Origin of the sequence: Idiomarina loihiensis L2TR (assembly GCF_000008465.1) — a bacterium.
GTDB lineage: Bacteria > Pseudomonadota > Gammaproteobacteria > Enterobacterales > Alteromonadaceae > Idiomarina > Idiomarina loihiensis.
Genome location: NC_006512.1, coordinates 2,301,043 through 2,314,583, shown reverse-complemented (window position 1 = coordinate 2,314,583; position 13,541 = coordinate 2,301,043). Strand labels below are relative to the sequence as shown.

Genomic DNA, 13,541 nt, shown 5'->3' with positions numbered 1-13,541 from the left:
GAAGGTTCATTCCTTCCGGGAGTTGCAAACGTCAACAGGATGGTAAAATAGGGTAAACCGACGACAACTGAGACTGTTGAACGTCCGTACATAAAGTACGTTAGCCTGATAAGCCAGTTGTCGTGCGGAGTTCATCCAGGCCAGGTGCGCAAAGCGCGCACCATAAACAGGCCGTATATATGCGAGCGCCCCGACATTTACCACGAGTTGCCGTTGCAAAACGGGAGGGGACCATATATGACATTCATGTCAGGTGAGATATAGTTCCTGACGTAAACGTCAGGCTACAAAGCACCAAGCGAGAATAGGCAACTGAGCAGTATGTCACACGATACCATTGCAATGAATAAAGAGCGGCAGGACTTAAGTGGCCTGGAGGCTGTCTGGTTATTTGGTTATGGCTCACTGATTTATAAAGTCGACTTTCCGTATCTGGAACGGGCGGCTGCCTCAATACAAGGTTGGTCACGACGTTTTTGGCAAGGGTCGCACGACCATCGAGGCACACCAGAAGCTCCGGGCAGGGTACTGACTTTAACAGAAACTCCGGGTGAAGAATGCACGGGAATGGCCTACAAAGTCTCACCCGATGTGTTCGAGCATTTAGATCATCGTGAGAAAAACGGTTATTTAAGATTTACTACGCCGATGAGTTTTCGTGACGGCAGCCAACAAGAAGGCCTTGTTTATATTGCGACAGAAGACAATGAAGCGTTTCTTGGCGAGGCTACGGCGTCGGAAATTGCCAGCCATATCGCTCGTTCGTCCGGCCCCAGCGGGCCCAATGCCGAATACCTGGTCAAGTTGCAGTTGGCGCTACAGCAACTGGGCGTCAACGATCCTCATATTACTCAGGTTTATGAGGCCTTAATGGCAGACCGGGCTAGTTAGTGTCCTGAGTAAATACGGTGTCGGCGGTTTGCGGTAACATGTAAAGCTTACCCTGCCAGTAGTGGCAACCAAATTCGGCGAGTGTATCTAACTGTGCTTGGTTTTCTACGCCTACCGCTTGTACTTCCAACCCCAGCTCTGAGGTCATGCGAATAACCGCACGCACCAAATTGCGCGAGCGTTCGTTAGTATCAAGATCGCGAATAAACTCTCTTTCTATTTTAATTTTACTCACCGGCATGGTTTTCAAATGCAGCATACTGGCAACACCTTTACCGAACCGGTCAATAACCAGAGTTATACCAAGCTGATGCAACTGTTCAATAATTTCCAGAGTGTGCGGCAGCGGTTCTTGTAAGCTGCTTTCACTTAAATCAAATTCCAGTTTTGCCGCTAGCTTTGGGGTCTTTTTAACAAACTGGCTGACTGTCTGATAAAGCTTCTGTGAAATTTGCTCGGTTGCCAAATTAATACCGATTTTTCCCGGAACGGTGTCTTGCTCCTGCCAGAGATCAATTTGCTCGATAACCTGTTCAACCACCCATACTCCCAGGGTGTCCAGCATGCCATTGGCATCAAATTGTGGCAGGAACTGGTCGGGTTTTAATGAGCCAAGGTCGGGGTGCTCCCAGCGCAGCAGAGCCTCAACGCCGACCACCTGATGCTGCATGTTAAGCACGGGTTGATACACCAACTGCATTTGCCCGGTTTGCAACACACTGCGGACGTCTTCTTCTAATTGAATTTCATCGTAAGAGCGGGTTTCCAGCTCTTGTTTAAAGTAAGTGCTGCTCTCATTGTGCTCGTCTTTAGCAGAGTTCATTGCCAAATTGGCCTGAGCCAGAAGCTTTTCGGCATCGTAGCCGTCGAGTGGGTAAACGCTGGCGCCAATGCTGGCTGCCAGTTGCACCTGCCGCTGGCTGTCCGACAATATGAATGGCGGTTCGTACGCGGCCTGAATTTCCAAAATAATGTTCTGAATATCGATGTATTCAACAATATGATTCAAAACGACGGCAAATTCATCACCACCGAGGTTATAAAGTTTGGTACCGAAGGGAACGGCTTTTTTCAGTCTAAGCGCCAGGCGTTGTAAAATCTTATCGCCAATATGATGGCCATACTGGTCATTCACCTGATGGAAATGATTAACGTTCATTACAATGACGGCAGCCAACCTGTCGCTGGGCAATTCATCTAATAACCGGGTTAAATCCAGTGCCAGCGAGTTGCTGTTAGGTAAACCGGTTAAGTCGTTAAAAAAGGCCAGCTTTTGCAATTGCCGCTGCTGCAATTTCATTCGGGTGACATCGCTTAATGTCGCAATGTAGGCCGCTTCCCCGGGGAAACTAGCCGGGGCTTCACGAACGGTTAAAATGGCAGAGTAACGCTGTTTATCTATATCGCGACCCACTATCAAAATACTCTGGTTACAGGGGAAGCCTCCGTCAATATCATCAATTTCCGTTGCTGATAGGAGTTCCTCGAGTCTTGAATTCAGACAGGCTGATTCGTTCAAGCCAGAAATGTCGGTAAATGGTGTATCAATCGCTATTACCCGACGGCGCCCGTCCAAAAGCGCAATGCCTGACAACACGTCATGCTCTGAGCTTTTCCCGGAATTAATGCTGGTGGTATCATAGTAGTCGGCAGAAATATTCGTCCAGGATCCCTGAAAGCGCAGCGGTTTCTGACTGCTGCGACGTACCTCGTCTCTAACCCAAACGTAATGCCCCTGTTGGTGACGAAAGCGGTATTCACAAACAAATTGTTCTTCTTCAAAGCCGCGTAAAGCTGTTTTCTTTACTGTTTTTACGTCGTTAGGATGAATGTTGTTCAGCCACCAGCCCGGTGCCATTACCTCTTCTGTTGAGTATCCCAGAATGCGTTCGCAGTTTGTGCTTACCCAGTCGACGCAGAAGCCGGAATCGAGAGCCCTAAGCTCATAGTGTACGGTTGGGCTGTTGCCGAGATAGCTATGCAGTAACTCACGAGACTTTTTAAACCGTAAGAACCAAATGCGGCGAATAAAGAAAAACAGAAAAACGACGGATAATGCGACAAATGCCCAGGGTTCCCATTGAATTAAGGTGGTTTTTATGTCGGCTTCTACCGGTAGCTTAGGAATTAGGGCGTTAGTGCTTATTTCCCAGACAATAGCAGCAATAATATAGCTGAGCGCCAAAACAACTTCCGGCCGTTTGAAAAAGCGTTTGTGCGACGCTCTGTGCAGTGTTAACTCTCTTTCATCTCTCATTATCGTATCCGTGCCCAGGGTATCTCTGATTTCTTCAATGACTTACTGAGAATAGAGCCTTGTAATTCCTCACACCCTATTTGCTTTAACAGTAGCAGCTTGGCGCGATCATTGATGCCCGTGGCTATGGTTGTTAAACCTCGGGCTCTGGCCATTTTGATCATAGAGGCTAACTCTCGTTTTTGATCGCTGTGAGACGTGGCTTTTTGCACTAATTCCTCAGACAGTTTTACCGCATCTACAGGCAGCACAAAAAGTGACTGTATAGTGGAGCGGCCTTCCCCAAAATGCGAGGCAATAACATTACAGCCAATGCTGCGTAGACGTTCCAGATAGCGTTTCGATTTGTCTGACAGTGACATTAAGGCTCGTTCACTGACCTCGATATTAATATTTTGTGCTGGAAATTTGGTTTCCTGCAGCTCGTGCGCTAACACATTAAGTACAAGCGGGTCGACAATGTCATTAATGGTCACGTTAATAGCGACGCGTACAGTCACTTTTTGTTTTTGCCATACCCGCAGGTCTTTAAATGTGCGTTGAATAATCCATGACGTAAATTGCTGAGTTAAAGAAGCCTCTTCTATCATTGGCTTAAATTCTTCTAAACTCATACTCCCCCGCTTGGGGTGCACCCACTTGGCTGAAACTTCCAGTACCGAAAAGTAGCCTGAATTGGTGTTCAGGCGTGGCTGATAGTAAAGCTGAATATCATTATTCTTCATTGCCTCGCTAAACTGACGCGAAAAAGTGACCTCTTCAATTTGATCAATGGCCTCATTTTGTTCCAGAAACGAAAACTGTTGTTTCTTTTGAAAGGCATTGAAGGCGTGTGACTGAGCTTCGTCGAAAACTTTCTGGTGGTCTTCTTTAAGTTGTTCTTTTTTCACCCTAAGCACACCAGCGGTGCTGTCCATTTGATAAGAAACACCGTCAATGACTATGGGTTGCTCCAAAAAGCTTTCTATTTTTTGTTGAAGTTCTTTTGAGTTTTCTTCAGCTTCAGAGCGAACCCCAACCAATTCGTTTCTTGATGTCTGACCAACTTGCACCTGGTCTCCAAGGAGTTTTTTCAGTTGAACAGCCATTTGCTTAACAAGTTCGTTGGCTTTTTCAGTTCCTACTTGCTGCTGAATTTTGTCCATATTCTGTAAGCGGAAGTTGAAAATATCGACCAGGTCATCGGGTGAACTGCCTTTTCCATGGCCAATGCTTTCTAACTGTCTTAGCAGGGCGTTGATATTGGGAAGGTCGGTTCCCTGGTATTTGAATTTGGCCGTTTGTTCGGCACCACTTAATTCTTTTATGACTTTGGCAACCATTCCCGCCATAGTGGCCACAAGAGTATAAGCAACCATGCGAAGCATCCAGCCGCCGACAATTTCGTTGCCGCTTATCAGCGACTCGGAAAAAGAAAAGGGGCTGAGTAATAGGCCACACATGAAACCAGCCAGGGCACCAATGCGTGACCCCAGCAGTAAACCGGTAAAAATTAATGGAAAGTAAAGTAGGTGCTCGTAAAGGCTCGGAAGCCCGCCCGTTATCTCAATGACCCTGATAATAGCCGCAATCAGTATCGCCAACACGAAGCCCATGAACACCTGTTTTTCGGCGTTCATCTCGGTGAAGTTGACGACACTTTCTTTGAGCCAGCTGGTAAAGCTGTTTGGGTCTTCCAATTTAGGCATTTATTCTTATCAGTTGTGATAAATTAGGCAGTTAGCTATCTTGAGGTTGTTATCAATCTTAACTTCTGTCAAGTATTTAAGCCGAGAATCATTAACATCAAGGAACCAGCTATGCGGGAATCTTTAGAACGGCGGTCATTTTTACTGACATTGATTTTAGTTAGTATCGCCTTCGCCTGGGTACTTATACCGTTTTGGGGAGCTATTTTTTGGGCTTGTGTGGTGACTGTTATTTTTTACCCGCTACAACAAAAACTGAAAAAGACGTTTGGAGACAAGCCAAACAGAGCGGCTCTTGTAACTTTGCTGATTGCATTGGTTATTGTGGTGATTCCGGCGCTGGGTATTTCATATTCCTTTGTGCAGGAGGGGGTTAGTTTTTATCAGCGGCTGGACGAAGGCAAAATTAACCCCGGTAAGCTCTTTGATGATATTCAAAAGGCGTTTCCGGTTATTAGTGACTTGCTTGCTCAGTTTGATATTAAAGCCAGCGATGTACGGGAGAAAATATCATCAGGAGCCGTTAGTGGTAGTAAGTTTTTGGCAGAAGAAGCGTTAAGCATCGGTCAAAATACATTCTCTTTTATCATTAGCCTCTCGCTAATGATTTATTTGACCTTTTTCCTTTTGCGAGACGGTCACTTGCTGATTGACCTTTTAGTAAAAGCGCTGCCTTTGGGCGATGAACGAGAACGTAAGCTGTTTACTAAATTTGCAGAGGTAACTCGGGCAACAGTGAAAGGAAACATTGTTGTGGCAATAGTTCAGGGCACATTGGGTGGCATAATTTTCGCGTTACTGGGTATTCCCGGAGCCCTGCTGTGGGGTGTCGTCATGGCCTTTTTGTCGTTAATCCCGGCGGTTGGCGCGAGTCTGGTATGGCTACCGGTATCTATTTATTTGTATGCGACAGGTAACTGGATAGCCGGTACCATTCTAGTGGCTTACGGGGCAATAGTCATTGGTTTGGCCGACAACGTACTGCGTCCGGTTTTGGTAGGGCGTGATACGAAATTACCGGATTATCTGGTGCTGTTTTCTACCTTAGGCGGTTTATCGCTGTTTGGTATTACCGGGTTTGTTTTAGGGCCGCTGGTTGCGGCCCTGTTTTTGGTGTTCTGGGATATCTTTATGAACGAGTTTAATAGCGTTTCTTAAAGTTGTGGGCGCGAGTATCCCCCAACACTGCCGTTGGGGGATAACACCCATTGCCACAACTGGATGTCGCGCGCACGGAATGCACCAGCACAGGACAGCAAATAGTATTTCCACATACGGTAAAACTCGTCATCAAACTGCTCTTTAATGGATGGCCAGGCGCTATCGAAGTTTTGAAACCAGGCCATTAAGGTTTTATCGTAATCGGCACCAAAGTTGTGCAGGTCTTCGCAGACAAACTTTTCTTCCAGTGCCGTTCCTATTTGTGAAATAGACGGAATTTCGCCATTCGGGAAAATGTACTTGCTGATCCACGGGTCGGCTGCGGTATCACTGACGTTTTTACCAATAGTGTGCAGCAGGAACAGGCCGTCTTCTTTGGTGCAGCGCAGAGCGACATCCATATAGTCGTCGTAGTTCTTCTGACCGACATGCTCAAACATTCCTAAGCTGATAACGCGGTCAAACTGTTCGTCCAGCTCGCGGTAGTCCTGTAGCCGGAATTCTACCGGAAGGCCTTTGCAGCGTTCTTTGCCAAGGGCTACCTGCTCTTTGGATATAGTGACACCAACACATTCGACACCGTAGTTTTCAGCGGCATACTGCATGAAGCTGCCCCAGCCACAACCAATATCAAGAACGCGCATGCCTGGCTTCAATCCCAGCTTTTTACAGCACAGTTCAAGTTTATGCCGTTGTGCTTCGTCAACGTCTTTGGCTTTTTCCCAGTAACCACAGGTGTAAACCATACGCTCATCGAGCATTGACTGATAAAGGTCATTGCCCATGTCGTAATGATGCTGACCAACCTCCCAGGCTTTGGATTTACTTTGTAAGTTGAAGACTCGGCTTTTTAAGGAATGGAAAATAAGGCGGGCGGGGTTAACTTCATCCTGAATGCCGGAGCGCAGTAGCTGGAAGAAAAACTGGTCAAGCGATTCGGCGTCCCACAAACGAGCCATATAGGATTCACCCAAACCAAGATTACCGCGCGACAGTGCCTGATCAAATACGGTTTCATCGTGAACCTGCATATCCCAGGCTCTGTCACCGTTAATGCGGATATCTGCTTTTGCTAAAAGCTCTTCAACATACTCTCGTGATGTCGACATATTTGTTCGCCCATTCCGGAAAATGATGGTTAAAAACGTTATCAAGAATGGGCGAAACTGGCAATAAAGAGCCTTTTACCCGTCTTTTTTCGACGTAAACTCAGGGTAAGCTTCAACGCCGCAATCGACTTGATCTAAGCCGATATATTCCTGCTCTTTAGTTACACGAATGCCCAATATTAGCTTCAGTATAGCCCAGACAATAAGACTACTGAAAAACACCCAGCAGAAAATGGTACCGACACCGGCTAACTGAATAACAAAGCTGGCACCGTCATCGCTGAGCGGCACCACAAGGGTACCGAAAATACCGACCACACCGTGTACCGAAATAGCACCGACCGGATCGTCAATGTGGAGCTTATCCAGCCCAATAATGGAGAGCACGACAATAAGCCCCGCAATAAAGCCGATAACGCCGGCAAGCCAGGGTTCTGGGGTAACAGGTTGTGCGGTAATGGCAACCAGACCGGCTAAGGCACCGTTTAAAATCATGGTTAAATCGGCTTTTTTCCACAACAGCTTAGTAAATAGCAGCGTGGCGATAGTGCCAGCTGCGGCCGAGGTATTAGTGTTTACCATGGCGCGGGCTATGGCATTGGCATCGTCAACGGTGCTTAGCGCTAACTGTGAACCGCCGTTAAAACCAAACCAGCCAAACCAGAGAATGAAGGTACCCAGCGCGGCCAGTGGCATATTAGAGCCGGGTAAAGCGTTGATACTGCCATCACTCAGGTATTTACCGGAGCGCGGGCCAAGTAAAAGAACCGCAGCAAGTGCCGCTGATGCACCGGTTAAATGTACAATGCTGGAGCCGGCAAAATCGACAAAGCCCCATTCTGTCAGCATTCCACCGCCCCAGGTCCATAAGCCCTGTACCGGATAAATGACCGCACTAAGCACGACACAGAACAGCAGAAAGCTCATTAGCTTCATACGCTCGGCAACGGCACCTGAGACTATCGACATAGCAGTAGCAACGAACACCATCTGAAAAAAGAAATTAGCGTCAGCCGCGTAAGCTGAGGTTGAAGGATCGGGGTACATGACTTTGTAGCCGATAACCAGGTAAACAATACAGGCGATGGCGTAGAGCACGATGTTTTTGGTCAGAATTTCGGTGGTGTTTTTGCTTCTGACCAGACCCGCCTCCAGCATGGAAAAACCAGCCGCCATCCACATAACCAGCGCCCCGGATATGAGTAAGTATAAGGTGTCTACCGCGAAAGTGAGTTGTTGTAAGTTTTGTGCTTCCATGATGGGCTCCTTAAAGGGCGTCTTGGTCGGTTTCGCCAGTGCGTATGCGAACGCATTGCTCCAGCGGCATAACGAATATTTTTCCGTCGCCGATATTGCCGGTATGAGCCGCGGCAATGACTACTTCCAGAGCTCGTTCGACGGTTTCGTCGGGAACCGCCAGTTCAATTTTCATTTTGGGCAGGAAGTCGACTTGATATTCGGCGCCCCGGTACAGTTCGGTATGCCCCTTTTGACGTCCTACTCCCCGGACTTCGGTTACTGTCAGGCCTTTGCAGCCAATTTCAAACAGCGCTTGCTTCACATCCTCCAGCTTGAAGGGTTTGATTAACGCAACGAGCATTTTCATGGTGCTTTCCTTATTAAAATATTGTTAAGCAACCCTTTAACTTCACGAAGCGTGCCAGAATTTAACTAGCTGATATTTATGAATAAATAATATTTACGTAATTTTTCTGCACAAAAAACGTGCGCCCCTTCTGTGCATTGCACCAAAAGTGCTATTGAACCAAAAGGGTACAGGGGAGATACTATTTACCTACAGTAGCGAATGATTAAGGGTGCAGTGGCATGAGAGTTGGCGCGCGGCAGAGCGATCTTATCGGGCAGACGGATTTACTTCGTATACCGTCGCTGTCTGATTTAACCGGATGCGATATCTTTATTAAATGCGAGTTCCAGAATCCGGGCGGCTCCATTAAGGATCGCGCGGCTAAGCAACTGATTGATGACGCTATGGAACGCGGCGAGTTAAAGCCGGGTATGACGGTGGTTGAAGGTACCGCCGGTAATACCGGTATTGGCCTGGCTGTTGTGGCAAAGTCTTACGGCTTGCGTATGTTAGCGGTCATGCCCAATGACCAGACACCGGAGAAAGAGCGCATGATCCGCTTGCATGGCGGTGAACTGATGGCGGTTGATCCGGTTCCTTTTAAGAACGAAAATCACTTCTACCATACGGCGCGCCGTTTAGCGGAAGAACGCGATGATTGCTGGTGGGCTAACCAATTTGAAAACACCAGTAATGCTCGTGCGCATTACCTTCATACTGGCCCGGAAATATGGGAACAAACCGAAGGGAGAATTGACGCTCTGGTGTCTGTGGCTGGAACCGGTGGCACCATTGGTGGTAACTCTCGCTTCTTAAAAGAGCAGAACCCGGAACTGGATGTTTGGGTGGTTGACCCGGATGGTTCCGGTATCTATGAGTTTTTACGCAGCGGCGAATATGTGTCGAATGGCGGCTCTATGACGGAGGGCATTGGTATTATGCGGCTAGTGGATAATTTCCGCCAGGCACGTATTGATCACGCGGTTAATTTGCCCGATCAAGATTTAGTGACTTTGTCACGTTATATCCGAGACGAAGATGGTATTGTTCTGGGGAGTAGCTCGGCGCTAAACGTGGCTGGTGCGTTGGCCGCAGCTTTACGAAAAGGTCCGGGACACCGCATTGTGACCTTTTCCTGTGACTTGGGTGAACGTTCGGTGAGTAAGCTGTACAACCCGGAATATTTGCGCGGACGCGGGTTAAACCCTGACCCGGAACCCATTGACGTATTAATGACGCGTTATCGCGAGCTTGGCGATAAGGTACTAGAGGTTAACTGGAACAATGACTAAACGTATTTTTGGGTGTTTGTTTTTATTGGTATCAGCAACCGCAGTTCAGGCGCAGGACGAGACGCCGGATGCGCCGTTCCATGACCTTCAAGTTCCGCAGTTTCTGGACATTGCGCACCGCGGTGCTTCCGGTTATTTACCCGAGCACACTCAGGCCAGCACCGTTATGGCTCATGGGCTGGGAGCGGACTTCATAGAGCAAGACGTGCAACTGAGCCGTGACAGCGTTCCGGTCGTTCTGCATGATGAAATTCTGGACCATGTCACCAATGTCTCCGAAGTGTTTCCGGAAAAGCATCGTCCCGATGGTAAATACTATGTGGTCGATTTTTCGCTGGAAGAGCTTAAACAGTTAACTATGGTCGCCCGGCATAAAGATTATGAGCTGGTTTACCCTAAGCGATTTTCTCACCCCGATGTTCACTTTCCTATACAAACGCTGGATGAGGAAATCAAACTGATTCAGGAGCTGAATCGCGTTCGGGATATGTCGACAGGCATTTATATCGAGATCAAATCTCCGCGCTGGTATCAGCAGCAAGGGTACGACGCGACGGCGGCAGTGATGTCTGTCCTGGCTCACAACGGATACCACGACAAACGGCCAACACCGGTTTATCTGCAGTCTTTTGACCCGGAAGTGTTACGTCGCTTAAAGCGTGAATTTAACTGGGACTTTCCGTTAATTCAGCTGGTGGGTGACAATGAGTGGGGAGAGACCGATATTGATTACAGCGCCATGCGCACGGGTGCCGGGCTGGAGTCAGTAAAAAGCTACGCTGAAGGTGTCGGCTTGTGGGTAAACCACGTATTGACCGGAGTGAATGAAAACGGTGAGCCTGAATGGGACAGTGTTTTAAAGTCAGCGGAAGAGAAAGGTCTGGATGTTCATGTTTATACCTTGCGGGCCGATGACTTACCCGAAGGCGTGGAGTCTCATGCGCAATTGCGCCAGTGGTTAAAACAAGCTGGCGTAGAGGGCGTGTTTACTGACTTTCCGGACAAAAAGTAAAGCGCATTTTGAAGCCGTCGCTGCCGTCATCGTAGTATTCCGGCAGAATATCGATGGTTTCGAAACCACAGCTTTGATACCAGTGAATAGCGGCCTTGTTGTCGCTTTTCACTTCCAGCGACATGGCATTAGCGCCGGCGGTTTTCGCCGAATTCAGCACTTCATTCATAAGCAGATTACCTACCCCTAAACCGCGAAAGCTCTGAGCTACGGCTATTGAGTACAGGCGCCATACTTTGCTGTTACGCCGGGTAAAGGCAATAGCGTACCCGGCTAAATCGTTACCTGAACGTGCTACCCAGCAATAGTTATGGCTGGATTCAATTACTCGTTTAAAACTGCGACGACTAATGCAACTGTAATTAAAAGTTGCACGTTCTAAAGAAACTAATTGTTCAAGGTCGTTCTTGTCTGCCCGCTCAATGCGAAACTCAGTATTCATCCAGGCGTCGTCCAAAATCAGCCATAATCAGCCGGTACAGCTCATAACCTAAGTGTTTGTCTTCCACACCAGATTCAATTGACGGGTTGTCATTAATTTCAATAACAACAGGGCCTTGCGGTGTTTGTTTAATATCTACACCGTACAGGCCGTCACCTATTAAGCGGGTTGCCTGTAACGCCAGCCGCACCACATCTTTAGGGGCTTGGTGCACGCCTAAAGTGGCAAAAGAACCGCTTTTACCTCGCGAGGACGACTCGCTGTGGTTATAAATTTGCCAGTGGTTACGCGCCATAAAGTACTGGCAAGCGTATATGGGGCGGTTATTCAGCACGCCAATTCGCCAGTCGTAGTCGGTTCTCATATACTCTTGTGCCAGCAGTATAGTGGACTGCTTAAAAAGCTCCGTTGCCACTTGTTTAAACTGGGCTAAGTCTTCTGCTTTTTCCACGCCAATAGAAAATGAACCGTCAGGAATTTTCAGCACAACCGGATAACCCAAACGTTCGCCTATTGCTTCGTAGTCGATATCTGATTGGCTCAACAAGAGTTCTGTTTTTGGTGTCGCTACCTTATGTTTATCCAGTAACTCTTTTAAGAACACTTTATTAGCGCATTTAACAATGGAGTCCGGGTGGTCAATTACTACCATACCGTTGGCTTCGGCTTTTTTCGCAAAGTGGTAGGTATAATGATTAATACGGGTGGTTTCGCGAATGAAAAGCGCATCAAACTCCAACAGACGATTGAAATCGTTTGCCGTAATCAGCTCAGCTTCAATATCGGCCTCTTTGGCGGCTTTTATAAACAATGACAGTGCTTTTTTGTCACTGGTCGGAATGGCCTCGTCCGGATTATACAAAATGGCCAAATCAAAACGGTACTCTTTGCGGGTGCGGGCTTTGCGCCACACACGTTTACTGAAATGATCCAGTGAGTTACCAAAAAAGCTTTGTTGCTCATCAGTTAACTGATTCAACGCACCTGATGTCAGCTTGTTAATATGCCAGCGACCGTTAAATTCCAGTTCAACCTTTAAAATAGGGCATGGGTAGCGCTCAAATATTTGGCGTGCAAAAGAAGCCAGTTCAGGCTGTTCGCATAAGCCAAAACAAATCAGTAGCGACAGCGACTTTTCGTCACGATTCTGCAAATATTTAGTGAGTGATCGGTCGGCGGTATTAATCAGTAACTGATAATGGGAAAAGTTGGTCAGGTCATTAATAGTCGCAACCGACGGCATAACTCTTTGTCCGCGAGCCTCTGCCAGCAGACTAACGTAGTAGCCGGTTGACAGGTAAGATAAGTCGTTACACAAATTTAGAACATGATAACGACTCTGCAAGTGTGCCGATTGTAAGTATTCACTTGCGGTGAGTAAGCTTTGACTAGGGTAATAAGGCTGCCAGTCGGCGGCGTTATCTATGATAAGGTGAACGTGTTGCTGCATGTCGTAAAGTACTCAGAAGTCGTTAAAAATAATGTAAGTTATTTGCTTATTATTTGCGTAATAAATGCAACTCACACTATATTAGAAAGACGACGGATAACAAGCAGATTTGCTGTTTTATCTTTTTCAAAGGAGTCAGGTGAATGCTGACAATTCTGGCAAAGCTGTTAAAAGCTTTGAATTCTGAAACCAGCGCCTGGGCACTGGCGTTAGCTGTAGTACTAGGAATGTTTATGGGGATAACCCCGCTATGGCGAATTCATAACTTAATAATTTTATTGGCGGCATTAATATTCCGCGTAAACCTCAGTCTATTCATTGTGTCTTTTGGTATTTTCTCTGGTATCGCTTACCTGCTGGACCCTTGGTTCCACAGTGTCGGTTTGAGCTTATTAGAAGCGTCAGGCTGGCAGGGCATTTATGAAGCACTGTATGCAACTGCCTTAGGACGCCTGTCTATGTTTAATCACACCATAACTATGGGCAGCTTTGTTATCGCGTTGATTGCCGCGCCGATTGTAGCTGCGTTGAGTTACTGGGTTATTGCCAATTACCGTAAAAGAATTCAGGCTCAAATAATGAAAATGCGCGTGGTGCAGGTTATTCGCGGTAGCCGTTTCTGGCAGATCTATACGGACTTTAGGGGGTGAG

General features: G+C 47.3%; 12 protein-coding genes. 5 read left to right on the top strand and 7 right to left on the bottom strand.

Annotated elements, in window-relative coordinates; genetic code table 11:
- The first annotated feature begins 321 nt into the window (after positions 1–321).
- Positions 322–891, top strand: a complete 570-nt coding sequence (locus tag IL_RS11140) for a gamma-glutamylcyclotransferase (protein ID WP_011235398.1) — start codon at positions 322–324, stop codon at positions 889–891.
- On the opposite strand, the gene IL_RS11135 is transcribed toward IL_RS11140, so the two are convergent.
- A complete protein-coding gene (locus tag IL_RS11135) occupies positions 884–3,148 on the bottom strand; it encodes an EAL domain-containing protein (protein ID WP_011235397.1) in 2,265 nt (754 codons plus the stop codon). The two genes, IL_RS11140 and IL_RS11135, sit on opposite strands and share 8 nt — an antisense overlap.
- Entirely contained in the window at positions 3,148–4,836 is a 1,689-nt protein-coding gene (locus tag IL_RS11130) for an EAL domain-containing protein (protein WP_011235396.1), read from the bottom strand. Before IL_RS11130 ends, IL_RS11135 begins: the two co-directional genes overlap by 1 nt.
- A gap of 111 nt (positions 4,837–4,947) precedes the next feature.
- Between IL_RS11130 and IL_RS11125 the strand changes: the two genes are divergently transcribed.
- Positions 4,948–5,994: an AI-2E family transporter gene (locus IL_RS11125; RefSeq protein ID WP_011235395.1), complete on the top strand. Its 1,047-nt coding sequence runs from the start codon at positions 4,948–4,950 to the stop codon at positions 5,992–5,994.
- Here the strand turns inward: IL_RS11125 and cfa are convergent.
- From cfa to IL_RS11110, 3 genes are all read right to left on the bottom strand, one after another.
- Positions 5,991–7,106 carry a cyclopropane fatty acyl phospholipid synthase gene (gene cfa / locus IL_RS11120; RefSeq protein WP_011235394.1) on the bottom strand — a complete coding sequence of 372 codons (1,116 nt, stop codon included), beginning with the start codon at positions 7,104–7,106 and terminating at the stop codon, positions 5,991–5,993. The genes IL_RS11125 and cfa overlap by 4 nt on opposite strands.
- A gap of 75 nt (positions 7,107–7,181) precedes the next feature.
- Complete coding sequence (locus IL_RS11115) at positions 7,182–8,363, bottom strand: ammonium transporter (protein WP_011235393.1); 1,182 nt, start codon at positions 8,361–8,363, stop codon at positions 7,182–7,184.
- A 10-nt stretch (positions 8,364–8,373) separates the two neighbouring features.
- Positions 8,374–8,712, bottom strand: coding sequence for a P-II family nitrogen regulator (locus IL_RS11110; RefSeq protein ID WP_011235392.1), 339 nt, complete (start codon positions 8,710–8,712; stop codon positions 8,374–8,376).
- Between the two features lie 221 nt (positions 8,713–8,933).
- On the opposite strand from IL_RS11110, the gene IL_RS11105 reads away from it, so the two are divergent.
- Both IL_RS11105 and glpQ read left to right on the top strand, forming a co-directional pair.
- Positions 8,934–9,986, top strand: coding sequence for a cysteine synthase A (locus IL_RS11105; protein ID WP_011235391.1), 1,053 nt, complete (start codon positions 8,934–8,936; stop codon positions 9,984–9,986).
- The gene (glpQ, locus tag IL_RS11100) at positions 9,979–10,998 is read left to right on the top strand and encodes a glycerophosphodiester phosphodiesterase (RefSeq protein ID WP_011235390.1); all 1,020 of its coding nucleotides are present in this window, start codon (positions 9,979–9,981) and stop codon (positions 10,996–10,998) included. The genes IL_RS11105 and glpQ overlap by 8 nt, the downstream gene beginning before the upstream one ends.
- Here glpQ and IL_RS11095 read toward each other — a convergent pair.
- Together IL_RS11095 and IL_RS11090 are read right to left on the bottom strand one after the other, a co-directional pair.
- Entirely contained in the window at positions 10,973–11,440 is a 468-nt protein-coding gene (locus IL_RS11095; protein WP_011235389.1) for a GNAT family N-acetyltransferase, read from the bottom strand. The genes glpQ and IL_RS11095 overlap by 26 nt on opposite strands.
- Positions 11,430–12,890 (bottom strand): RimK family protein, encoded by a 1,461-nt coding sequence (locus tag IL_RS11090; protein ID WP_011235388.1) that lies wholly within the window; start codon positions 12,888–12,890, stop codon positions 11,430–11,432. Before IL_RS11090 ends, IL_RS11095 begins: the two co-directional genes overlap by 11 nt.
- A 143-nt stretch (positions 12,891–13,033) precedes the next feature.
- On the opposite strand from IL_RS11090, the gene IL_RS11085 reads away from it, so the two are divergent.
- Positions 13,034–13,540 (top strand): DUF2062 domain-containing protein, encoded by a 507-nt coding sequence (locus IL_RS11085; protein WP_011235387.1) that lies wholly within the window; start codon positions 13,034–13,036, stop codon positions 13,538–13,540.
- Position 13,541 lies beyond the last annotated feature (1 nt).